The organism is Paraburkholderia dipogonis (assembly GCF_042680985.1).
In the GTDB taxonomy this organism is placed as follows: Bacteria; Pseudomonadota; Gammaproteobacteria; order Burkholderiales; family Burkholderiaceae; genus Paraburkholderia; species Paraburkholderia phytofirmans.
The window spans coordinates 268,285-291,234 of sequence record NZ_JBHUFR010000021.1; the positions used below are offsets into that span (position 1 = coordinate 268,285).

The 22,950-nt window shown below is 62.7% G+C and carries 23 protein-coding genes; 13 read left to right on the forward strand and 10 right to left on the reverse strand.

Annotated features, from left to right (window positions below; all coding sequences use genetic code 11):
• Nucleotides 1-164: 164 nt before the first annotated feature.
• Nucleotides 165-470: a BrnT family toxin gene (locus ACFSNN_RS26930; protein WP_244322806.1), complete on the forward strand. Its 306-nt coding sequence runs from the start codon at nucleotides 165-167 to the stop codon at nucleotides 468-470.
• A gap of 36 nt (nucleotides 471-506) precedes the next feature.
• On the forward strand, nucleotides 507-767 hold the full coding sequence (locus ACFSNN_RS26935; protein WP_341868431.1) for a BrnA antitoxin family protein: 261 nt from the start codon (nucleotides 507-509) through the stop codon (nucleotides 765-767).
• Between the two features lie 71 nt (nucleotides 768-838).
• Here ACFSNN_RS26935 and ACFSNN_RS26940 read toward each other — a convergent pair whose 3' ends face one another.
• From ACFSNN_RS26940 to pxpB, 6 genes are all read right to left on the reverse strand, one after another.
• Entirely contained in the window at nucleotides 839-2,647 is a 1,809-nt protein-coding gene (locus ACFSNN_RS26940) for a tetratricopeptide repeat protein (RefSeq protein ID WP_134457589.1), read from the reverse strand.
• A gap of 213 nt (nucleotides 2,648-2,860) precedes the next feature.
• Complete coding sequence (locus ACFSNN_RS26945; protein ID WP_134457590.1) at nucleotides 2,861-3,817, reverse strand: DUF979 domain-containing protein; 957 nt, start codon at nucleotides 3,815-3,817, stop codon at nucleotides 2,861-2,863.
• Nucleotides 3,814-4,563: a DUF969 domain-containing protein gene (locus tag ACFSNN_RS26950; protein WP_134457591.1), complete on the reverse strand. Its 750-nt coding sequence runs from the start codon at nucleotides 4,561-4,563 to the stop codon at nucleotides 3,814-3,816. Before ACFSNN_RS26950 ends, ACFSNN_RS26945 begins: the two co-directional genes overlap by 4 nt.
• Nucleotides 4,564-4,851: 288 nt before the next feature.
• Nucleotides 4,852-5,604, reverse strand: a complete 753-nt coding sequence (gene pxpA / locus ACFSNN_RS26955) for a 5-oxoprolinase subunit PxpA (RefSeq protein WP_134457592.1) — start codon at nucleotides 5,602-5,604, stop codon at nucleotides 4,852-4,854.
• Between the two features lie 103 nt (nucleotides 5,605-5,707).
• Complete coding sequence (locus tag ACFSNN_RS26960; RefSeq protein WP_134457593.1) at nucleotides 5,708-6,760, reverse strand: 5-oxoprolinase subunit C family protein; 1,053 nt, start codon at nucleotides 6,758-6,760, stop codon at nucleotides 5,708-5,710.
• Entirely contained in the window at nucleotides 6,757-7,410 is a 654-nt protein-coding gene (gene pxpB, locus ACFSNN_RS26965; protein WP_134457594.1) for a 5-oxoprolinase subunit PxpB, read from the reverse strand. The genes ACFSNN_RS26960 and pxpB overlap by 4 nt, the downstream gene beginning before the upstream one ends.
• A 207-nt stretch (nucleotides 7,411-7,617) precedes the next feature.
• Between pxpB and ACFSNN_RS26970 the strand changes: the two genes are divergently transcribed.
• Nucleotides 7,618-8,130, forward strand: a complete 513-nt coding sequence (locus tag ACFSNN_RS26970) for a winged helix DNA-binding protein (protein WP_106284849.1) — start codon at nucleotides 7,618-7,620, stop codon at nucleotides 8,128-8,130.
• A gap of 43 nt (nucleotides 8,131-8,173) precedes the next feature.
• On the opposite strand, the gene ACFSNN_RS26975 is transcribed toward ACFSNN_RS26970, so the two are convergent.
• On the reverse strand, nucleotides 8,174-8,716 hold the full coding sequence (locus ACFSNN_RS26975; protein ID WP_244322807.1) for a 5-formyltetrahydrofolate cyclo-ligase: 543 nt from the start codon (nucleotides 8,714-8,716) through the stop codon (nucleotides 8,174-8,176).
• A gap of 77 nt (nucleotides 8,717-8,793) precedes the next feature.
• Here ACFSNN_RS26975 and ACFSNN_RS26980 point away from each other — a divergent pair, with 77 nt between their 5' ends.
• The 4 genes from ACFSNN_RS26980 to ACFSNN_RS26995 all read left to right on the forward strand — a co-directional run bounded on the left by ACFSNN_RS26980 (nucleotide 8,794) and on the right by ACFSNN_RS26995 (nucleotide 13,706).
• Entirely contained in the window at nucleotides 8,794-10,761 is a 1,968-nt protein-coding gene (locus ACFSNN_RS26980; protein ID WP_134457595.1) for a lytic transglycosylase domain-containing protein, read from the forward strand.
• An 82-nt stretch (nucleotides 10,762-10,843) separates the two neighbouring features.
• Nucleotides 10,844-11,797, forward strand: a complete 954-nt coding sequence (locus tag ACFSNN_RS26985; RefSeq protein WP_134457596.1) for a complex I NDUFA9 subunit family protein — start codon at nucleotides 10,844-10,846, stop codon at nucleotides 11,795-11,797.
• Between the two features lie 26 nt (nucleotides 11,798-11,823).
• Complete coding sequence (locus tag ACFSNN_RS26990; RefSeq protein WP_134457597.1) at nucleotides 11,824-12,477, forward strand: glutathione S-transferase family protein; 654 nt, start codon at nucleotides 11,824-11,826, stop codon at nucleotides 12,475-12,477.
• On the forward strand, nucleotides 12,474-13,706 hold the full coding sequence (locus ACFSNN_RS26995) for a multifunctional CCA addition/repair protein (protein WP_134457598.1): 1,233 nt from the start codon (nucleotides 12,474-12,476) through the stop codon (nucleotides 13,704-13,706). Before ACFSNN_RS26990 ends, ACFSNN_RS26995 begins: the two co-directional genes overlap by 4 nt.
• Nucleotides 13,707-14,448: 742 nt before the next feature.
• Here the strand turns inward: ACFSNN_RS26995 and ACFSNN_RS27000 are convergent.
• Both ACFSNN_RS27000 and ACFSNN_RS27005 read right to left on the reverse strand, forming a co-directional pair.
• Entirely contained in the window at nucleotides 14,449-14,643 is a 195-nt protein-coding gene (locus ACFSNN_RS27000) for a DUF2905 domain-containing protein (protein ID WP_134457599.1), read from the reverse strand.
• Nucleotides 14,644-14,665: 22 nt separating this feature from the next.
• Entirely contained in the window at nucleotides 14,666-15,856 is a 1,191-nt protein-coding gene (locus ACFSNN_RS27005) for a class I SAM-dependent methyltransferase (RefSeq protein ID WP_134457600.1), read from the reverse strand.
• A 13-nt stretch (nucleotides 15,857-15,869) separates the two neighbouring features.
• Between ACFSNN_RS27005 and ACFSNN_RS27010 the strand changes: the two genes are divergently transcribed.
• The 5 genes from ACFSNN_RS27010 to glmS all read left to right on the forward strand — a co-directional run bounded on the left by ACFSNN_RS27010 (nucleotide 15,870) and on the right by glmS (nucleotide 21,572).
• The gene (locus tag ACFSNN_RS27010; RefSeq protein ID WP_134457601.1) at nucleotides 15,870-16,688 is read left to right on the forward strand and encodes an SDR family oxidoreductase; all 819 of its coding nucleotides are present in this window, start codon (nucleotides 15,870-15,872) and stop codon (nucleotides 16,686-16,688) included.
• 90 nt (nucleotides 16,689-16,778) lie between these two features.
• On the forward strand, nucleotides 16,779-17,174 hold the full coding sequence (locus tag ACFSNN_RS27015; protein ID WP_106303481.1) for a dihydroneopterin aldolase: 396 nt from the start codon (nucleotides 16,779-16,781) through the stop codon (nucleotides 17,172-17,174).
• A 3-nt stretch (nucleotides 17,175-17,177) separates the two neighbouring features.
• On the forward strand, nucleotides 17,178-18,197 hold the full coding sequence (gene ttcA, locus ACFSNN_RS27020) for a tRNA 2-thiocytidine(32) synthetase TtcA (protein ID WP_134457602.1): 1,020 nt from the start codon (nucleotides 17,178-17,180) through the stop codon (nucleotides 18,195-18,197).
• 126 nt (nucleotides 18,198-18,323) lie between these two features.
• Nucleotides 18,324-19,685 carry a bifunctional UDP-N-acetylglucosamine diphosphorylase/glucosamine-1-phosphate N-acetyltransferase GlmU gene (gene glmU / locus ACFSNN_RS27025; protein ID WP_134457603.1) on the forward strand — a complete coding sequence of 454 codons (1,362 nt, stop codon included), beginning with the start codon at nucleotides 18,324-18,326 and terminating at the stop codon, nucleotides 19,683-19,685.
• Between the two features lie 69 nt (nucleotides 19,686-19,754).
• The gene (gene glmS / locus ACFSNN_RS27030; RefSeq protein WP_134457604.1) at nucleotides 19,755-21,572 is read left to right on the forward strand and encodes a glutamine--fructose-6-phosphate transaminase (isomerizing); all 1,818 of its coding nucleotides are present in this window, start codon (nucleotides 19,755-19,757) and stop codon (nucleotides 21,570-21,572) included.
• A 130-nt stretch (nucleotides 21,573-21,702) separates the two neighbouring features.
• Here the strand turns inward: glmS and ACFSNN_RS27035 are convergent, their stop codons facing one another.
• Nucleotides 21,703-22,374 carry a DUF429 domain-containing protein gene (locus tag ACFSNN_RS27035; protein WP_134457605.1) on the reverse strand — a complete coding sequence of 224 codons (672 nt, stop codon included), beginning with the start codon at nucleotides 22,372-22,374 and terminating at the stop codon, nucleotides 21,703-21,705.
• A gap of 196 nt (nucleotides 22,375-22,570) precedes the next feature.
• On the opposite strand from ACFSNN_RS27035, the gene ACFSNN_RS27040 reads away from it, so the two are divergent.
• Nucleotides 22,571-22,948: a response regulator gene (locus tag ACFSNN_RS27040; RefSeq protein WP_134457606.1), complete on the forward strand. Its 378-nt coding sequence runs from the start codon at nucleotides 22,571-22,573 to the stop codon at nucleotides 22,946-22,948.
• Nucleotides 22,949-22,950 lie beyond the last annotated feature (2 nt).

The window sequence follows — 22,950 nt, forward strand, 5'->3', positions numbered from 1 at the left end:
AACCGAACACGGAAAACATACGTAACGACTCAAACGTCCTAAACCGGATCGGCCGTTCGGCCATCATAGGAACCGGTATCTGAAGCACCCAGTCCGACGTACACGTATGCCGCAAAATGCTCGCGGCACACGCAGCCATAGCGGCCCTTTGCATGCTATGATGTATGTACAAACGTCAATACAGGTGGCGCGTGCTGTTTGAGTGGGACGAAATCAAAAATCAGATCAACATCCGCAAACACGGCATCGATTTTCAGGATGCTATCGACGTGTTCAATCACCCGTTACTCACGGCGTTGGACCAGCGGGAAGACTACGGCGAAGACCGCTGGTTCGCGATGGGCTGGATCGCAAACATTGTGGGAATCGTGGTGTATGTCGAACGGATTGAAGACGTGATCCGGATCATTTCGGCACGCAAGGCAACGCGGCACGAGGTCAGGCACTTCAAGCAGCGTGTCTGGCATTGACGGACACTGTGGCAATCAGGCATGAGCAGAGGTGAAATGATGGTTAAAGCATCGGGAACAGACTGGAAGCGGCTCGCCAAAACAGACGACACGCAAATCGATACGAGCGACGTGCCCGAACTGGGCGACGATTTTTTTCAACGCGCCGAGTTGCACGTTCCGCCGAAGCAAGCCGTGACAATGCGTCTGGATGCGGACGTGCTGAACTGGTTCAAGGAGCAGGGGCAGGGTTATCAGACGCGCATCAACAAGTTGTTGCGCGCCTATATGCTGGCGCAGCAGCGGCGGCGTCCGTAAGGCCGCACTTCGTCGATGCCCGGTGTCAGCGGTGCTGCGCACAGGCGTCGGGCCTCAGCGCAGTGTGGCCGTTAGAACCTGCCTTCGCGCAGTGCGCGGGTCACGTTCTCGACCACCGGCACCCAATCTCCTAGCATCGGCTGCCGGAACAATCTCATCCCCGGATACCACGGTGAGTCGCTGCGTGCTTCGAGCCAGCGCCAGTCCGAATTGGCGGGCAACATCAACCACACCGGCTTGCCCAACGCTCCCGCCAGATGCGCGACGCCGGTGTCCACGGCGATCACCAGATCCAGGTTCATGATCAACGCGGCCGTGTCTTCGAAGCTGTGCAGCTCGGCGGTGAAATCGTGGGCACGGAAAGCCGCTGGCGCCTCGGCCAGTTGCGCATGCGCGGGGCCTTTCTGCAGCGCGTACCAGGCAACGTCTTCCATGTCGCTGAGCGCGCCTAGTTCGGCTAGCTGCATCGAGCGGTAGCGGTCGTTGCCGAAGCCGGGACTGCCGGCCCAGACGAGTCCCACCTTGCGCTTCGACTTGTCGGTCGCGCCGAGCCGTTTGCGCCATGCCTTGATCTTCGCTTTGTCGGCGAACAGGTAAGGCACTTCTGCGGGAATGTCAGCGAGACGATCCAAACCGATACACGATGGCACGCTCATCATCGGCACCCAGAAATCGTACTCGCCGTCGGGTTTGCCGCTGAATGCGCGATGCACGCCCGCGATCCGTTCGACCAAAGGCAGCAGCGGTTCGCGCACGCACAGGTCGACCGTTGCACCGCGCTGGGCGAGCACGCTCGCAAAGCGCAGGAACTGGAAATGGTCACCGAAACCCTGCTCGCCGACCAGCAACAGACGGCGCCCCTCTAGCGACTCGCCACGCCATTCAGCAACGCCCAGCACCGCGATCGCGTCATAGTCGCTCTTGCGCCAGCGCAGCGCGAATTCGGCCCAGCCCTGTCGATAGTCGCCGCGTTTGAGCAACAGCCACGCGAGATTCTGATGCGCGTCCGCATAGTGCGGATCGAGTGCGAGCGCCTGGCGATAAAAGCCTTCCTCTTCGTCCAGCCGGCCTTGCGCGCCGAGCGATCCGCCCAGACACACGAGATGAGTCGGAATCGGTTTGAGCGCGACCGCGCGCCGGTAATGCGCTTCAGCGCCAGCGTAGTCGCCGAGCTTGCCGATCAGGCTGCCCAGATTGATGTGCGCCTCCGCGTAATTCGCGCGCAGCGACAGGGCTCGCTCGAAGCTGGCGATCGCCGCGCCGTGATCGCCTCGCGCTTGGTGCGCATTGCCCACGTTGAAGTGCGCTTCCGCCGATGCCGGATCGAGCGACAAGACCTCCCGATAACACGCCAACGCTTCGTCGAAACGCTCGAGTTTGCTGAGCACCGTGCCGAGGTTCAGACGTGCGTCGAGCAGCGTGGGGTTCGACGCCAGCGCCAATCGATACTGCTCGATCGCTTCACTGTGATCGCCTTGTGCTTGCAGTGCGACGCCGAAGTTGTTGTGCGCATCGGCGAAATCAGGCTGGAGTTGCAGCGCCTGGTCATAGCAGATCATCGCTTCATCGAGGTGGCCGAGTGCGGCGGCCACGAGTCCGCGGTTGCTCCAGCAGGCGGCATCGTGACGGTCGAGTTTGAGTGCGCGGCTCATCAGGCTCGCGGCCGTGTCGTGATCGCCGCGCTGGAATTGCAGCACGCCGAAGTAGTGCAGCGCTCCCGTATGAGCAGGATCGAGCACGAGTGCTTCGCGATAGAGGGATTCGGCGGCGTCGAGCCGGCCGGCTTGATGCGCTTCGAGCGCGGCGTCGATCAATGAGGCAAGGTAAGCGGCGTGCGACGGTTCGGTGCGCGCGTGATCAGGCGGGGATCGATGTTCCATGGAAACCTGCGGGAGAGCGTCGGCGGCGTGCGTTGCGCGCACCGGCGTGTGGATGGGAGAGCGTCCAGCATCGTAGAGTCGCCGCCCATTTCCCGACGATCGGACGCATCCTAATTCGGTCGCGTCCGCGCGTTGCAGTGAGTCCGTTTCACCGACGTATCGCAGAGCGGTCCTGCGATACGTCGGTGTTGCTCGATATCAGCGGTAAGAGTCCTATAAAAACATCAGGAAATTCAGCAGCAAGATATTCACGACCAGCAAGGTCAGCGCAGTGGGAATCTGCACTTTGATCACCGCGTTCTTATCCGGCAGCTCCAGCAGCGCGGCCGGCACCATGTTGAAGTTTGCGGCCATCGGCGTCATCAGCGTGCCGCAGTAGCCGGAGAACATGCCGATCGCGACCATCACCGCCGGGTTGCCGTGAAACACGCCCACCAGAATCGGCACGCCGACACCGCCTGTCATCACCGGGAACGCGGCGAAGCCGTTGCCCATCACCATGGTGAACAGCGCCATGCCGATGCAGTACACGGCCACCGCAATGAAGCGATAGTCGAGGCTGATGTACGCCGTCGTCACGTGCGCGACCGCCTTGCCGACGCCCGCGTCCGAGAACACGAGGCCGAGCATGCCGAGCATTTGCGGCAGCACGGCGGCCCACGACAGGGCGTCGACCAGCCGGCGGGCTTCCTTCATCGACTGGCCGACGGTGTCGCGCGTCATCACGCAGGCGATCGCCAGCGCGATCACGCAGCCGATGCCGAAACCGATCAGCGTGACGTTGGCCTTCTCGATCAGCGGAATGCCGCCGAACACCAGATGGCTCGCCGACAGCGTGATGATCACGGTGACGACCGGAATGGTCAGCGCGGGCACGAACAGCTTGTTGCGCAGACGCGCGGCGCTCGCCTTGCGTGCTTCGAGCGACAGCACCCTGGGCTTGCCCGCGGTGACGCCGCCGAAGCCGGCGATCAGCGCCATGACGATCACCAGCACACCGACCACGGCGGGCGGCAGCTTGTCGCCGATCAGGAAGATCAGCGCGTAGAGAATCCAGAAACCACCGGCGGTGAAGCGGCGCGGGTGATCCTTGTCCGTGACGATCATGCCGCCGACAACCAGCAGCACCACGCCCAGCAGCCAGAAAAGATAGGTGATCGTGAGCGTCATGCTTTGTCTCCTGCGGCGGATTGCGTCGACGTACCGGCGGCGTTGTTCGCCGTGGCATTGCCGCGCAGTTCGCGCTCTAGCTTGCGGTCGAGCAGATAGAGGCGGAAGCCGTGAATGAGAAACGCGCAGATCGCGGTCGGAATGCCCCACACGGCCACGTGAATCGGTTCGACGACGATCCCTGCTTCTTTCAGGAAGGTGGTCATCAGCACGATCGCGCCGAACGCGACGAAGATGTCCTCGCCGAAGAAGAGGCCGACGTTGTCGGTCGCCGCGGAGAACGCGCGCAGTTTGAAACGCACCGCGTCGCTGATCTTGCCGAAGCGGGTCTCGGTGGCGCCTTCGGCCATCGGCGCGATCAGCGGACGCACCATCTGCGGATGGCCGCCGAGTCCGGTCAGGCCGACCGCGGCGGTCAGCTCGCGCACCAGCAGATAGACGATCAGAAGACGCCCGGCGGTCGCGGCCTTGATGCCGCCGATCCACGTTTGCGCGCGTTCACGCAGGCCGTGCCGTTCGAGCAAACCGATCACGGCGAGCGGAAGAAGAATGATCAGCGGGATATTGCGGGTCTTGATGAAGCCGGTGCCGATCTCGGCAAGAATCTTTTCAGGCGGGAAGTGCGCGGCCAGGCCGGTGATAATCGCGGCGACCGCCACGATCAACATCGGATTGAACCGCAATAAAAAGCCGACGATGATGACGGCCACGCCAATGAGCGGCCATAGACTGACTGTTGTCTGCATCTGGATCTCCAAACAGGGTTTCAACCTCGCCGCTTGTGACGGCTAACGTGGGCCGGCGGCTGGTGGTCCAGACGCCGTCTTGCTGCCACGGCTCTTGACGGCCGCGTTTGCTTCGAACTACACCTGCATCTACACCTGCGCCTGCTGATCGACTGCGGGTACTGCAATGCGTCCTGTACCTGGCAAACGCCCCGCATGAAGCGGGGCGTTGCAATATGCACGAGGTTTGAATCGCGCTGTCCGGCTCGCGCTCCTGGCGACACTTCGGGCGATGCTTCGGCCGGCGCTTCAGGCGCGCGCGGCGCCGGCCGCGTGGACCTCGATGCCCGCGTCCTGCAACGCGCCGCGAATGCGCCGCGCGAACGCCAGAGCATGCGGACCGTCCCCGTGCAGGCAGATGGTCTGTGCGTTCAGCGACACCCATTGACCGTCCACGGCCTGCACGCGTTGCTCGCGAATCATGGCGAGCGTGCGCGTCAGCACTTCGTCTTCGTCGTCGAGCAGCGCGCCGGGTTCTTTACGCGGCACCAGCGAGCCGTCCGCGCGATAGCCGCGATCGGCAAAGACTTCTTCGACGGCGACGAGACCCGCGTTGCGCGCGGCCGTCACAAGCCCGCTGCTGGCAAGCGCGAACACCGCCACCGATGGATCGAAATCGTGCACCGCCGAGACGATCGCGTCGGCGATCTTGCTGTCGCGCGCGGCCTGGTTGTAGAGCGCGCCATGCGGCTTGACGTGCGCGATGCGCCCGCCCTCGGCCTGGGCAATCGCCGACAGCGCGCCGAGTTGATACAACACGCCCGCGTAAATCTCGTTGGCCGGCAGATCCATTTCCTTGCGGCCGAAATTCTCCGGGTCGTTGAAGCTCGGATGCGCGCCAATCGACACACCTTTCTGCACCGCCCAGCGCACGCAGTCGCGCATCGCGTTGGCGCCGCCCGCGTGCCAGCCACACGCGATGTTCGCCGAGCTGACGAGGTCGAGCAGTGCTTCGTCGGACCCGCAGCCTTCGCCGAGATCGGCGTTCAAATCGATTTCCATGGTGTTCCTCTACTTTTCAACAAAACGCCGGGCAGCCCCAGGTTTCCTGGGCTCCTCGGCAACTGGCGCGAAGCGCCAGGTTGGAGACGCTTATCGTTCGTCGTTACAGTGCCGCGACGGCCGGCTGCCGTGCGCAGCGTTCTTCATGCATTGCGATCGCGGCGTCGATCTGCCGCAAATACGTACGTTCTTCCAGCAAAGCCTGGCGCGCCTCGTAGGGTGTCGTCGGGATGAAGCGGACGGCGGCGTTCAGGCGCACTTGCGCGAGCTTCCACAGATCCGCCTGAATCACCGCGCCGATCTTCGGATAGCCGCCGGTGGTTTGCGCGTCGCTCATCAGCACGATCGGCTGGCCGTTCGGCGGCACCTGGATCGTGCCGGGCAGCACGGCGTGCGAAAGCAGATCGGCCTTGCGCGTGCGCTTGAGTTCGGTGCCCGCGAGGCGGTAGCCCATGCGATTGCTGTTCGGCGTGACGAGCCATTCATCGGACCAGAACGACTCGTGGGCTTCATCGGTGAAGCTCTCGTATTCCGGCCCGCGCAGCACGCGGATCGGCACCGCCCACGGCACGCCCGACGGATGACGGCCACGCCGCAGCGGCTCATGGACCAGCACGAACTTGCACCAGGCGGGCGCCTTGACGCCGAATTCCGGCGCCTCGGGGGTAAAGCCGAGATGGCCGCGCTGCGGCGGCGCGCCGACCGGCAGGCGGTCGCCGTCGCGCAGCGCGCGGCCGCCGAGTCCGCCGAAATGGCCGGCCAGATCGGTGCTGCGCGAGCCGAGCATCGGCAGGACGTCGACGCCGCCCGCCACGCACACATAGCCGCGCATGCCGCGCTTCGCCGCATTGAGCACCAGCTCCTGGCCGGCCTGCACCGGCAGGCTCCACCACGAGTACACAGGCTTGCCGTCGAGCGTCGCGCCGAATTCGGTGCCGGTGATGGCGACCCGCGTGGCGCGCAGAAAGCGCAGCACGGTCGGGCCGAAGGTGATTTCCAGACCCGCCGCATCGGGCCGGTTGCCGACCAGCCGGTTGCCCACTTCGAGCGACAGACGGTCGAGCGCCCCACCCATCGCGACGCCGAGATGCCGGTAGCCGTGACGGCCGAGATCCTGAATCGTGGTCAACAGACCCGCGCGAATCACATCGATCATGCGTGTATCCCCGCGATGGTGAAGCGCACCCGGTCTCCCGGCTGCAACAGCGTGGGCGGCCGGCGTGCCGGATCGAACAGCGGCAGCTCGGTGCGGCCGATCAACTGCCAGCCGCCAGGCGAGGTGGCCGGATAAATCCCTGTCTGTTCGCCTCCGATGCCGACCGAGCCGGCCGGCACTTCGAGCCGCGGCGACGCGCGGCGCGGCGTGTGCAGCGCGGCTTCGAGGCCGCCCATGTAGGCGAACCCCGGCTGGAAGCCGAGAAAGAACACGACATAGTCACCCTGCGAATGACGTTCGACGACCTCGCGCACGCTCAAGCCCGTGTGATTCGCGACCGTCTGCAGATCGGGGCCGAACTCGCCGCCGTACTGCACCGGAATCTCGACTTCGCGGCCCAGCGCGGGCGCGTCGCTCACCGCGTCCCAAGCCGCCTGAAGATGGCTCACCAGCGCGTCGCGGTCGGCCTCGAGCGGGTCGAAGACGAGCGTGAGGTTGTTCATGCCCGGCACCACCTCTAGCACATGCGGCCAGTCGCGCGCGGCCTCGGCGGCCGCCCACACGCGCCGCTGGCATTCCAGCGTGGCGGGCGGCGGCGCTTCGCAGACTAGCGCGGCATCGCCGAGCGGAAAGATTCTAGGTTGGATCATGAATTAAGGGCCCAGGTCGAGTCGGAGAATTCGGGCACAGCACGCCCTTTGATCGGTTATCGGCATCGGGCAAACGGCGGTTGAAGCGTACATTATCAATAAAATATCAACAATTTCTCAATAAGCGTTTGTGCCAGGCTCGCTGGGATCCGACGCGCGTCGTACACTCCCGACACCTTCCCAACCTGTTTGCCGAGAATCGTCACCATGTCGCGCCATCCCACCAAGATCGTCTCCTCGGAACATCTCGTGTCCGAGACCAGCGCGGAACTGTCCGAACTCGAGTACGCGCTCATCATGGCGGGCAATGCATTCAACCGATGGATGGTGCGCTGCATGTCGGCGGCGGGCGAAAAGGACATGACCGCCATCGAGGTCTCGCTGCTGCACCACGTCAGCCATCGCGAGCGCCGCAAAAAGCTGGCGGACATCTGCTTCGTGCTGAACATCGAGGACACGCACGTCGCCACCTACGCGTTGAAGAAGCTCGTAGCTAGAGGGTATGTAAAAAGCGAAAAGACCGGCAAGGAAGTGTTCTTCTCGGCAACCGACGCGGGCCGCGAGCTTTGTCTGAAATATCGCGAGGTGCGCGAGAGCTGTCTGATTTCGACGCTGAAGGAAAGCGGCCTGACCAACGAGCAGATCGGCGAAGCGGCGCAACTGATGCGCAACGCCTCGGGTCTTTACGACACGGCCGCGCGGGCGGCGGCGTCTTTATAACGCAGGGATGTCTCTTTGCCGCAGCGCGGCGCTGGCCAGTTGCTTAATCCACCGGGCGCGGATAGAGCGCGGCCTCGGTGACGATCAGGTCGAGCGGAATGTCATGGACTTCGCGCAGAAATGCCTGCGTGCGGCAGGCTTCATACGCGATGCCGACCGTGATCGGCTTGGTCTCTCCGGGCCACGCAGCCAGCGTGCGATCGTAATAACCGCCGCCGTAGCCGAGCCGGTAGCCGTGCGAATCGAAGCCCACGCACGGCACGAACAGCAGTTGCGGAATCACGATGCGCCCGGACGCGGGCTCGCCGATCTTGTGATGGCCGATCCTCATCGGCGTGTTGGGAGTCCATGCGTGAAATTCAAGCGGGGCGCTACGTTCCTTGACCACCGGCAGACTCGCCTCGCGTTGCGCATCTGCCGCAAGCCAGACCGAGATCGCGGCCCGCGCGTCGAACTCGCCGGCGAGCGGCCAGTAGAATCCTACGCTGTGCACGCCGTACTGCTTTAACGCATCGAGCAGGTGCCGGGCGAGCGCGCTATTGTGCGCGGGCTCGGAAGCGGCTTGCAGCCTTGCTTCCAATAGCATTTTCCGCAGCGCCTTTTTCGATTCCGCGGCAGGGTTGCATGCTATGCTTGGGTTCAATTCGCGCTCCAGAAACAACGATGTCAAAACGCCTTTACCGAGTATATCGCGCGGCCGGTCTGGCGCTTGCCGCTGCGGCACTCGTCGCGTGCAGCACGGCCTCCGCCGTCAAGCCCCTTCCCCTTTCGCAACTCACGAACGACGACCAGATCTTCGTCCAATTGCGCGAAGCCGCCCGCAATAATGACGCAGGGCGCGCCGCGCAACTGGCCGCCATGATTCCGAGCTACCCGGCGCCTTCGTATCTGGAGTACTTCCAGATCAAGCCGCAGTTGTTCGATTCGAGCGGCCACGCGCGGATCGACGCGCCGGACGCGCCGGTGCTGGCGTTCCTGCAGAAGTACGACGGCCAGGCGATCGCCGACCGCATGCGCAACGACTACCTCACGGTGCTCGGCGCACGGCACGACTGGCGTAACTTCGATCAGCAATATGCCCGCTTCGTGCTGAACGACGACACGCAGGTGAAATGCTATGCGCTCGAATCGCGTGCCTCGCGCGGCGAAAACGTCGCCGACGCGGCGCGCGCGCTGCTGGTCGATCCGAAGTGGTACGGCGACGGCTGCGTCGATCTGATCACCTCGCTGTCCATCAACCAGCAGTTCAATTCCGCCGACGTGTGGCAACAGATCCGCCTCGCCTACGAACAGAACTACACCAACACAGGCGCCAAGCTCGTCGACGCGCTCAGCAACCAGCCGCCCGATCCGGTGCTGTTCAATCAGGCCACCACCACGCCGCCGCTGTTGCTCGCGCGCGGCGTCGGCCCGGATACGCAGTCGCATCAACTCGCGCTGCTGGCCATCACGCGCATGGCGCGCAACGATCCGGCCATGGCCGCGGCCACGTTCGCGTCGGTGGCGCCGTCGCTGAGTTCGCCCGAGCGCGCCATCGGCTGGGGCACGATTGCCTATCAGGCTGCCGCCAAGCAGATGCCGAGCGCGGTGGATTGGTATCGCCTGTCGGTGAATGCGCCGCTGTCGAACCCAGCGTATGAGTGGCGCACCCGCACCGCCTTGCTCGCGGGCGACTGGACGATGGTGCGCTGGTCGATTGAACAGATGCCCGCTGCGCTGCGCAATCAGCCGTCGTGGGTCTACTGGCATGCCCGCGCGCTCAAGCAGGCCGGCGACACGGCCACCGCCACCCAGGAATTCGAGTCGATCTCGCAGGGCTACAACTTCTACGGTCAACTGGCGGCGGAAGAGTTGGGCCAGAAGATCACGGTTCCGCCGAAAACCACGGTGAGCGACGCCGAAGTGCAACAGGCCGGCAACACGCCCGGTTTCGATCTGGCGCAGCGTTTCTACGCGCTGAATCTGCGGCTCGAAGGCAATCGCGAATGGAACTGGCCGCTGCGCACCATGAGCGATCGGCAACTGATCGCGGCCGCCGAATACGCGCGCCGAATCGAACTGTATGACCGCACCGTCAACACGGCGGACCGTACGAAGAGCGAGCATGATTTCTCGCTGCGCTATCTGTCGCCGTTCAAGGATATCGTCGAGCGCGATTCGCAGTCGAATGGGCTGGACGTGGAATGGGCTTATGGACTGATTCGCCAGGAGTCGCGTTTCATCATGAACGCGCGCTCGGAAGTCGGCGCGAGCGGTTTGATGCAGTTGATGCCGGGCACCGCGCAACTGGTCGCGAAGAAGATCGGCCTCGGTCCGATCTCGCGCGAACAGATGAACGACATCAACACCAACATCCTGCTGGGCACGAACTATCTGTCGATGATCTACAATCAGTTCGATGGATCGGCCGTGCTCGCCACCGCGGGCTATAACGCCGGCCCCGGCCGTCCGCGCAACTGGCGGCAGTCCTTGCAGCATCCGGTGGAAGGCGCGATCTTCGCCGAGGCGATTCCGTTCCAGGAAACGCGCGACTACGTTAAGAATGTGTTGTCCAACACGGTCTACTACGCGGCATTGTTCGAAGGCCGTCCGCAATCGCTGAAGGCGCGTCTGGGTTATATCGCGCCGTAAAGCGCCGTGCCGCCGCCGCTTCATTCAGAGGCGGCGGCGCGCCACGCCAGCCGTTGCCGCGGCTTCCACCAGGGAGTCGAAAATGCGACATAAAGCCATTGCGATTATCGGCGGCTCCGGTTTTATCGGCAGCCATCTCGTCAACGCCCTCGTCGAAATGGGCAAAGACGTGCGCATCGCCACCCGGCGGCGTTACAACGCCCGCCATCTCACCCTCTTGCCCATCGACGTGATCGAAGCGGACGTGTTCGATCCGGTTCAACTCGCGCGCTTCGTAGAAGGCGCGGATTGCGTGATCAACCTCGTGGCCACGCTGCACGGCAAACGCGGCACGCCTTACGGGTCGGAGTTCGCGCGGATGCACGTGGAACTGCCGACCAAAATCGTGGCCGCGTGCGAAGGCAAGGGCGTGCACCGGCTGCTTCATGTGAGCGCGTTGGGCGCCGATCCGAACGGACCGAGCATGTACACACGCTCGAAGGGCGACGGCGAGAAGGCCGTGCACGCGGCGAATCTGGCGTGGACGATTTTCCGGCCTTCCGTGGTGTTCGGCCCGGAGGATCAATTCCTCAACAAGTTCGCCGTTCTGCAACGGATGTTTCCGGTGATTCCGCTCGCCATGCCGGATGCGAAATTCCAGCCGGTCTATGTCGGCGACGTGGCGAAGGCGATCGTCAACGTGCTCGATCTCGACGCCGCCAGCGGCCGCACTTATGAACTCGGCGGCCCGACCGTTTACTCGCTCGAAGATCTCGTCAAATATTGCGGCGATGTGATCGGCAAGCATGCACGCATCATCCGCTTGCCGGAGGCGTTCGCGCGCCTGCAGGCGCTGACATTCGAAATGGCGCCCGGCGAACCGGTGATCTCGCGCGACAATCTCGATTCGATGAAAGTCGACAACGTGTTGAGCGGACCGCTTGCGCCCGAACTCGGCATCGAGCCGGCCAGCATCGAAGCGATCGCGCCGATCTATCTGACCGGTGCGTCGACGCGTTCACGCTTCGACACATTCCGCGCCAGCGCGGGGCGTTAAATTTTTTTCCATTCCTTATACAAAGCATGAAGCTGCTTATTGGTGATAAGAACTACTCGTCGTGGTCGATGCGGCCGTGGCTGCTATTCAAACACTTCGACATTCCGTTCGAGGAAGTGTTGATTCATCTGAATCAGCCGGACACCAACGCAAAAGTGCTCGCGCTTGCGCCGTCGGGTCCGGGCAAGATTCCATGCATGGTCAACGACGACGGTTCGGCCACGTGGGATTCGCTAGCGATCGCCGAAACGCTGGCTGAGCGCTTTCCTCAACACGCGCTGTGGCCGCGCGACGCGGCGGCACGCAGCCGCGCGCGTAGCGTGAGCGCGGAAATGCATTCGGGCTTCGGGGATTTGCGCTCGAACATGTGGATGAACATTCGCGCATCGTTTCCGGGCAAGAACGCGACGCCGGGCACGCTTGCCGATATCGCGCGGATCGAGGCGATCTGGCGCGGCTGTCTCGAGACTTACGGCGGCCCGTTTTTATTCGGCGAGTTCAGCATTGCCGATGCAATGTACGCGCCGGTCGTGATGCGTTTTAACACGTGGCAGCCGGCGCTGTCGGAAGTCTCCAAAGCTTATGTGCGGCGCGTGACGGAACTGCCGGCGGTGAAAGCGTGGATCGACGACGCGCTCAGCGAAACGCATGCGGTTCCGTACCTGGACGTATGTCCATGAACATCTATGCAGTAGGCGGCGCGATCCGCGACGAGTTGTTGGGCGTGCCGGTGCAGGACCGTGATTACGTGGTGGTCGGTGCGACGCCGGAGCAGATGGTGGCGCAGGGCTACCGTCCGGTGGGCAAGGATTTTCCGGTCTTCCTGCATCCGCAGACGCATGAGGAGTACGCGCTCGCCCGCACGGAGCGCAAGACGGCGGCCGGCTATCACGGCTTCCAGTTCTTCTATGCGCCGGACGTCACGCTCGAAGAAGATCTGGCGCGCCGCGATCTGACCATCAATGCCATGGCGCGCGAGGTGCGCCCGGACGGCGAGTTGACCGGCCCGGTGATCGATCCGTTCAACGGCCAGGGTGACTTGCAGGCGCGCGTGTTTCGTCACGTCAGCGATGCGTTTCTCGAAGACCCTGTGCGGATTTTGCGGATTGCGCGGTTCGCGGCGCGCTTTGTGGACTTCACGGTCGCGCCGGAGACGCTGGCGCTCATGCGCAAGATGGTGGCCGACGGCGAAGTGGATGCGCTGGTGGCTGAGCGCGTGTGGCAGGAAGTGTCGCGCGGCTTGATGGAGAAGAAGCCGTCGCGCATGTTCGAGGTGCTGCGCGAGTGTGGGGCGTTGGCGCGGATTCTGCCGGAGATTGACGCGCTGTTTGGCGTGCCGCAGCGTGCCGATTATCACCCTGAGGTGGACACGGGGGTGCATGTGATGATGGTGGTCGATCATGCCGCGCAGCAGGGGTATGCGTTGCCGGTTCGATTTGCTGCGCTGGCGCATGATCTCGGCAAGGCGACCACACCGGAGGACGTGCTGCCGCGGCATATTGGCCACGAGGGGCGCAGCGTGGATCTGTTGAAGCCGTTATGCGAGCGGCTGCGGGTGCCGAACGATTGCCGCGATCTTGCGGTGCTGGTTGCGCGTGAGCATGGCAATATTCATCGCGTGATGGAGATGGGCGCTGCCGCGCTGGTGAGGTTGTTGGAGCGCAGTGATGCGATTCGGAAACCTGCGCGGTTTGCTGAAGCGTTGCAGGCTTGTGAGGCGGATGCTCGCGGGCGGCTTGGGTTTGAGATGCGGGAGTATCCGCAGGCTGAGCGGTTGAGGGTGGCGCTTGTCGCTGCGCGTGGCGTTGATGCAGGTGCTGTGGCTATGCGGCTTGCTGACGCGCCTGCGGGGATTAAGGATGCTGTGCATCAGGAGCGGGTGCGGGCTGTGGAGTTGGCTATTTCGTAGGGGTTTTGGTGTTCGGTTTGGTGTGGTTCGTTGTGCTTGGGGTGTTGGCCTTTCCTTGAATTTTTAGTGGTCTATTAGCGTTGCCCCTGTGCGGGGCGGCACCTACTTTCTTTGCCGCGGCAAAGAAAGTAGGCAAAGAAAGCCGCTTCACACCGCTAGCCCATAAGCGGGTCCCCCGCGCAGCCGCGGTAGTGGTGCATCTGGAATCTGTGCTCTCGCGCATTCGGCGCCTGTGACACAGCACTCATTCTTCCCGCCTCGCGCTGCGCGCTCGTCGGAACGGTCCGGCTGAAAAACAGCGGAGTCGTTCGCATGGCGGGCACTGGCCCCGCCTCGAAACTGGCAGATGCCAAACTCGGCTGCTCAATTCTTCAACGTTGCACTTAGGTGCCGTACAGTAGGCATCCTAACTATTAAAAGCACAAAAAAATCGTGGGTTGTTTGCCGAACGACCGCGACGGCGCGCGCAGCGCCGCCGGATGTATGACTGCTTTGTCACTTACGCCGAATGTGCGAAAGCACTGATTCCAGATGTACCACTACCGCAACTGTGCGGGGGACCCGCTTAAGAATTAGCGGTGTGAGCCGCTTTCTCTTGCCTACTTCTCTTTGCGGCGGCAAAGAGAAGTAGGTGCCGCCCCGCACAGGGGCAACGCTAATAGACCACAAACAAATCAAGGAAAGGCCAACCCTCAGCCAACCAGAAAAAAACACCCCCACCGCCAAAGGCAAAAAACCGAACCTACAAAACCCTGGCAACAATCGACAACAGCATGGAAAGCACCAACGTCGACATAAACGGAAACGGGTACTCCCGCCCAAAAATCCGCAAAGTCACATCGCCAGGCAACCGCCCAATACCGATTTTCCTGAGCCACGGCCAGCAAGACGACAACACCGCCACGGCAATAAACGTAGTCAACAGCCAGCGAATCATGGCCAGCTCCTGAAGCAAAAATTCACAACGTATGCGACCGGTCGCCACTGGAAAACGCCTGCAGCGTCTCATCCAGTCCGCGCGAAAACGCAATCACCTTGAACAACTCTCCCATCTCCGCCTCCGACAACAACTTCTGCACCGCATTCGCCGCAGGCAAATATCTCGCCGTATCCGCAGGATCGATTTCAGATAACACGTCGGTAATCCCGGCATTCAGCAAAAATCGCGCTTGCGACGTAAACCCCAGCAAGTCCGCACCCGTCTCGACGCCCGCTTCGGCGATGCCGGTAAATTCCACATGCGCCGTGATGTCCTGCAAACCCGGATAGAGGAACGGATCGCCATGCGCCCGGTGCCGGTAGTGACACATCAACGTGCCCTGCGCACGCTGCGCATGGTAATACTCGTGACGCGGAAAACCATAGTCGATGAAGAAGGCCGCGCCGCGCGCAAGCATCGTGCAGATGGTCCGCGTAAATGCGCTCGCGGCTTCGTGCGTTTCGGTCACGTAGTCTTCGCCGGCGGTTTCGATTTCCGACAGCAGCGCGAGATCCGCGGCGGCGGGCACAGGCCGGTCGTCGAATGCGAACGCCTCGTCGCGCCACACCACGCCGCGCTCGTGCCACGCCCCGCCGTTGGACGCGAACAGCCGCACCGGCATCGCGTCCAACACCTCGTTGCCGATCACCACGCCCTCGAATCGCTCCGGCAAAGCATCCAGCCAGCGCACTTTGGCAGCAAGCGTGGGCGCGGCGGCTTCGATCGTGTCCCGCTGGCGTTCGCGAAGCTCGCCCGACAGATCCACGATCGAGTAGCTGTCGAATTCCGCACCCAATGCGTCGAGCGCGTTCAGCACGCCGGCGGCGAGTTTGCCCGTTCCGGCGCCGAATTCCATCACGTCGCGCGTGCCGCTCGCTTGCAAGGCCTCGGCAACCGGGCGCGCCAGTGTCGCGGCGAACAGCGGCGACAGTTCCGGCGCAGTGACGAAGTCGCTGCCGTCGTCGCCGCGCAGCCCGAATTTGCGGGCGCCGCCGCTGTAATAGCCGAGTCCCGGCGCGTAAAGCACGCGTTCCATGTAACGGTCGAACGGCAGCCAGCCGCCGGCGGTGTCGAGCTCCGTGCGGATCTGCGCGACCAGCGCTTCGGACTGCGCAAGCGCGCCTGGGCCGGGAGCAGGTAAACTATCGGGTTGGTGAGCTTTCGGATTCATCCCCGCATTGTAAATGACCGTCTCTCTGGACACCGCCGCCCCCCGCGCGCCCGAAACGCCGCGCGTCGTGCTGATTACCGGCGCCGCCCGCCGTATCGGGCGGGCGCTCGCGCTCGGCTTTGCCGCGCGTGGCTGGGACGTGGCCGTCCACTACGGCGCATCGCGGGAAGAGGCCGACGAACTGGTCGCTGAAATCACCGCGCTGGGCCGCCGGGCCGTCGCCTTGCACGCCGAATTGGGCGATGAAGCGCAAGTCGAGCGGCTTTTGCCGGCTTGTATCGACGCTTTGGGCCTGCCGTCGTGTATCGTCAACAACGCGTCGCGCTTCGAGGAGGACACGGCGCAAACCGTCGGTTACGAACTGCTGCTGAAGCTGACCGCGATGAACGTCGGCGCGCCGCTGGTGCTGGCGCGCAGGCTGTTCGAAGCGACGCCGGACGCCGCGCGCACCGACGAAAGTCTGCGCAGCGTCGTCATCAACGTGCTGGATCAGAAGCTGTACAACATGAACCCGGACTATCTGTCTTACACGCTGACCAAGGCGGCGTTGCAGACAGCCACGGTCGCGCTGGCGCAGGCGTTGGCGCCGAAAGTCCGCGTGGTCGGGCTTGCGCCCGGTCTGACGATGCAATCCGGTGATCAAACGCCGCAAGGTTTTGAAGCCGCTCACCGTACTACGCCTTTGGGCCGCGCGTCGCGGGCCGAGGATATTGTCGCCGCCGCGCTGTATCTCGCGGATGCAGCGGGCGTCACCGGAACGACGCTGGTGGTCGACGGCGGGCAGCACCTCGTGCCCCTGCCGCGCGACGTTATGTTTTTGACGGGCGCCTGAAGCGCGCGCGGCCGGCCGTGATAGCGGCGGCCGCCGCGCGGTGAAGCGTCCCTTTGCGTGCTCCGCACGCCTTTTTCGACTGGAACGAACATGTTTGCCGCTCTTTCGCATCCCCGGCTCGCCGATTGCCGCCGGCTCTTTCTGCGCAATTACGAAGTGCACATCAACATCGGCGTGCACGACTTCGAAAAGCGCGGCGAACAGCGCGTCGTGATCAACGTCGAACTGTTCGTGCCGCTCGCGCTGTCCACGCCGGTTCAGGACAAGCTGACCGAAGTCGTCGACTACGACTTCATGCGCTCCACCATCTCGCGCCGCGTCGAGCAAGGCCACATCCACTTGCAGGAAACGCTCTGCGACGACCTCGTCAAGACCATGCTGGAGCATCCGCAAGTGCGGGCCGCGCGCGTGTCGACGGAAAAGCCGGACGTTTATCCTGATTGCGACGCGGTGGGCGTCGAAGTCTTCCGTATCAAGGAGGATTAAGCCATGAATGCTCCGGAAATCCTGAACGGCGCCGCGACCGCCTCGGCTGCTTCGACTGCTGAAGCCACCGAGGCCACGCAGGCCGCCGCGCGGACCAAGACGCCGCTCACGCGGCGTGAGCAGAAAGAAGCGTACGAGAACAACAAGCTGTTCAAGCGGCTCGCGCGCCAGGTTGGCGAGGCGATCGTCGACTTCAACATGATCGAGAACGGCGACAAGGTCATGGTGTGCCTGTCGGGCGGCAAGGACAGCTACGCGATGCTGGAAATTCTGATGCGGCTGCGTGAGCGCGCGCCGATCAACTTCGACATCGTTGCGGTGAATCTCGACCAGAAACAGCCCGGCTTTCCCGAGCACGTATTGCCCGAGTACCTGAAGCAGCTCGACATTCCGTTTCACATCGAGAATCAGGATACGTACAGCATCGTCAAGCGGCTGGTGCCGGAAGGCAAGACCACCTGCTCGCTGTGCTCGCGGCTGCGGCGCGGCATTCTTTACCGCGTGGCCGGTGAACTCGGCGCGACCAAGATCGCGCTCGGCCATCATCGCGACGACATTCTGCAGACGCTGCTGCTGAACATGTTCTACGGCGGCAAGCTGAAGGGCATGCCGCCCAAGCTGCAATCCGACGACGGCAAGAATATCGTGATCCGTCCGCTCGCCTACGTGAAGGAAACGGATCTGGAGAAGTACGCCGAGCTGCGTGAATTCCCGATCATTCCGTGCAACCTGTGCGGCAGCCAGCCGAATCTGAAGCGCGCGGAAATGAAGGCGCTGGTGCGCGATTGGGAGAAGCGCTTCCCGGGCCGCATCGAAAATATGTTCAACGCACTGTCGAACGTCGTGCCTTCGCACTTAATGGATCACAAGCTGTTCCCGTTCGCGGGTCTGCGCGCGACCGGCGAGGCCGATCCGCAAGGCGATATCGCGTTCGACGAAGAGCCGTGTTCGACCGATGCCGCAGGAGGCGCAATGCCCGGCGCGACCAAGTCGATTTCCATCGTCCAGTTCGACGATCTTTGACAAAAAACGCCCGTGGTATGGGCGTTTCCGCACATTGCAGCACGCATCGAGGCCGCCACAGCGGCCTTTTTCGCTAGAGGGTGCGTGTTAGAATCGACGCCTCCAAACTCGTCTATTTGCCGTGCCATGAACATTGTGATTTTGGCGGCAGGCACCGGCAAGCGCATGCGGTCCGCGCTTCCCAAGGTGCTTCATCCCCTGGCTGGCCAGCCGCTCCTCGCTCACGTTATTGACACGGCTCGCACGCTCAAGCCCACGCAACTCGTGGTGGTGATCGGCCACGGCGCCGAAGCCGTGCGCAAAGCGGTTGCCGCGCCGGACGTCCAGTTCGCCGTGCAGGAACAGCAGCTCGGCACGGGGCACGCGGTGCAGCAGGCGCTGCCGCTGCTCGATCCTTCAGCGCCCACGCTGGTGCTCTACGGCGACGTTCCGCTTACGCGCGCCGGCACGCTGCAGGCGTTGACCGAGCGTGCGGGGCAGGGCGGCTACGGCGTGCTCACCGTCACGCTCGCGGACCCGAGCGGCTATGGCCGCATCGTGCGTGATGCGCAAGGCAAAGTGGCGCGCATCGTCGAGCAGAAAGACGCGACGCCCGAGCAACTCAAGATCGCCGAGATCAACACCGGCATCATCGTCGCGCCGACCGAGCGTCTGGGCGGCTGGCTTGCCGCGTTGAAGAACGACAATGCGCAAGGCGAGTTCTATCTCACCGACGCGGTCGAGATGGCGATCGAAGCCGGACTCGAAGTCGTGACCACGCAGCCGGAAGACGAGTGGGAAACGCTCGGCGTGAACAGCAAGCAGCAGCTTGCCGAACTCGAGCGGATTCATCAGCACAACGTGGCGGATGCGTTGCTGGTCGCGGGCGTGACGCTCGCCGATCCGGCGCGTCTGGATGTGCGCGGCACGCTCGAATGCGGCCGCGATGTCTCGATCGACGTGAACTGCGTGTTCGAAGGCCGCGTGACGCTGGCTGACAACGTCACCATCGGACCGAACTGCGTGATCCGCGATGCGAACATCGGCGCCGGTACGCGCGTCGACGCATTCACGCATATCGAAGGCGCCGAAGTCGGCGCGAATGCCGTGCTCGGACCGTATGCGCGCTTGCGCCCCGGCGCGTCGCTGCACGACGAGTCGCATGTCGGCAACTTCGTCGAGGTGAAGAACGCGGTGCTCGGCCGCGGCTCGAAAGCGAACCACCTCACGTATATCGGCGACTCGGATATCGGCGCGCGCGTGAACATCGGCGCGGGGACCATCACCTGCAATTACGACGGCGCGAACAAATTCCGCACGATCATCGAAGACGACGTGTTCGTCGGTTCGGATACGCAACTGGTTGCGCCGGTGCGCGTGAAGCGCGGCGCGACGATCGCGGCGGGCACCACGGTCTGGAAGGATGTCGAAGCCGACGCGCTGGTTCTGAACGACAAGACGCAAACGAGCAAAACGGGCTACGTGCGTCCGACCAAAAAGAAGAGCTGATAGGCGTGCGGCGCGTAAAAAACGCGCTCATTGAAATCCAGCACTTAGAGCACTGAAAAGGAATGAGCCATGTGTGGCATTGTCGGCGCGGTAGCGCAACGTAATATCGTTCCCGTCCTGATCGAAGGACTGCGTCGCCTCGAATATCGCGGCTACGATTCGTGCGGCGTGGCCGTGCTCGGCAAGGACGGGCCGCGCCGCGCGCGCAGCGTGGCGCGCGTGGCCGACCTCGACGAGCAGGTGCGCGAGAGCCACCTTGAAGGCATCACGGGTATCGCCCATACGCGTTGGGCGACGCACGGCGCGCCGGTCACGGACAACGCACACCCGATTTTCTCGAAAGATACGTTGGCGTTGGTACACAACGGCATCATCGAGAACTACGAATCGCTGCGTGAAATGCTGCGTGGCAAGGGCTACACGTTTGTCTCGCAGACCGACACAGAGGTTATCGCGCATCTGATTCACAGCCTGTATCGCGGCGATCTGTTCGCGGCGGTGCGTGAAACTGTCGGGCAATTGCACGGCGCGTATGCGATCGCCGTGTTGCATAAGGACCAGCCGCATACGGTGGTCGGCGCGCGGCAGGGTTCGCCGCTGGTGGTCGGGCTCGGCCAGGGCGAGAACTTCCTCGCTTCGGACGCGCTGGCGCTCGCGGGCAGCACCGAACGGTTCATCTTCCTCGAAGAGGGCGACGTGTGCGAACTGTCGCTCGATGGCGTGCGAATCGCCGATCGCGACGGCAATGAAGCGCAGCGCGAAGTGCGTCAGGTGGCGGCGTATGGCGGCGCGGTCGAACTCGGCCCGTATCGCCACTTCATGCAGAAGGAAATTTTCGAGCAGCCGCGCGCGATTACCGACACGATTCCGCAAGCGGATTCGTTCGACGCATCGCTGTTCGGCGAGGGCGCGGGCAAGGTGTTCGCGGAAATCGACAGCCTGCTGATCCTTGCATGCGGCACGAGCTACTACTCGGGGCTGACCGCGAAGTACTGGCTCGAATCGATCGCGAAGATTCCGACGCAGGTGGAAATTGCCAGCGAGTATCGCTACCGTGAGTCGGTGGCGAATCCGAAGTCGCTGGTAGTCGTGATCTCGCAGTCGGGCGAAACGGCGGATACGCTCGCGGCGCTCAAGCATGCGCAGGAACTCGGTCACAAACATACGCTGGCGGTCTGCAACGTCGGCACGAGCGCGATGGTGCGTCAGACCGAATTCTCGTTCCTGACGCACGCGGGTCGCGAGATCGGTGTAGCGTCGACCAAGGCGTTTACCACGCAACTGGTTGCGCTTTTCGTGCTGGCGGCGACACTGGGCAAGATGCGCGGTCGTGTGAGTGACGAGCAGGAAGCGGAATACCTGAAGCAACTGCGCCACTTGCCGGCGGCATTGAATAGCGTGCTGGCGCTGGAGCCGCAGATCATCGCGTGGTCGGAAGAGTTTTCGCGCAAGGAACATGCGTTGTTCCTCGGGCGTGGCCTGCACTATCCGATCGCACTCGAAGGCGCGCTGAAGCTCAAGGAAATTTCGTATATTCACGCCGAGGCTTATCCGGCTGGCGAGTTGAAGCATGGGCCGCTCGCGCTCGTGACGGAAGCGATGCCGGTGGTGACGGTGGCGCCGAACGACACGCTGCTGGAAAAGCTGAAGTCGAATATCCAGGAAGTGCGCGCGCGCGGCGGTGAGCTGTACGTGTTCGCGGATGCGGATACGAAGATCGTCAATGACGAAGGTCTGCATGTGATCCGGATGCCGGAGCACTACGGTTTGCTGTCGCCGATTCTGCATGTGGTGCCGTTGCAGTTGCTGGCGTATCACACGGCGTGTGCGCGGGGCACGGATGTGGACAAGCCGCGGAATCTGGCGAAGTCGGTGACGGTGGAGTGAGTTGCCGGCTGGGTCGTTGACGGTTGTTGTTAGTGTGTAATCGAAGCGCTTCTGCCTTGCAGGTAGAAGCGCTTCGCGCTTTACGGCGTCTCATTCGTTGCCGACGGCGCTTGAGCACACGCGTATAAGCTCAATCGCTCAAGCAGCTCGACTTCCTCGTTCTGCTGCCGTCAATCGGAGCCGGCACGACGATGAATCCACCGAGTTCATCTCCATACGTCACGACTCTCGCTTCTTGCAGGTAATGAGCGCTCAACGCGCACAGCGCCGCATCCACTTCGTCGATAGACCTTAGCGAAGCTGCTTCAATTCCCGCATCTTTCAGAACCTCTCGGCGTTGCGTTCGTTTTTTCTTTGCAGAAGCAGCCTCAGTCTTGAGAAGCGCGCTGGTGATGGCGTGGGGAAACGTCTCGAAGCAGACTCGGCCGTTGGCTTCGCCTCGATGTGTGAAAAGAGGAAAATGCGGTACGAATGTCTGATAAACGCGCTCGCCGTTGAACATCCACTCGTAAAATCCGCTCTGACTGGCCAAGGCCAATTCACGAGTCGGCGTGGCAAATGAAAAGATTCGTTGCCGGGCGAGTTCTTTTTCGGCTTGCCTGCCAGCATCGCCAATTCGCCACAAACAGGGCGCATCAATACCTACCGCTGCCACCTCGAATTGGAGGCACTTTTCGAGCATGTAGGCGGGCGGCTCCTTGCTGATGTTGCACACAATCTCGGTGCCACGAAGAATGACGAGGTGATTCCCTTTCCGGTCTCCGCCAATATCGATTCCAGCTACAACTCGTTCCAACTTCATCGTGCAATTGCTCCTGAATTGAATCCCTGCGTCGGCGCGCGATGTTCTCCTCTGCGGCTATCGTTACTGGGTGCGATGCTGTTTCACTCAGTATCTTTTACTGCAATGGCGGTGATTGAGCTGAGCCTGAATCGCCGTGTGAACTTTGGCCGACACCAGACTGCCAAACGGGATAGGGCGACTCGGATAAATGGGTATGGCAAGCGTACTGCTGGTAGACGATGACGAGGAGGCGTTGGCCGCATGGGGCGCCATTTGTGCCGCTGATGGATTTGAAGTAAGGAGCGCGAGCGACGGCCAGTCGGCCTTGGCCATGTTCATTGAAGCCCCAGTCGATATAGTGGTCGCGGATTGGCGGATGCCAGTCATGTCGGGGAGCGAGTTTTGCCATCGGTTGCGAACACTTCCTGGATTAGCCGACTTCGCTTTCATTCTGGTTTCCGGAGAGCCTAGTCCGCCCGCTTTTGTCAGCTACGATGGCTTTCTTCGTAAGCCGGTAGATGGGCCAATTTTATTGGCTACGATGCATCGGCTGCTGGCTGAGCACGTCACGCATCGGCAACGGCATCGATAGGT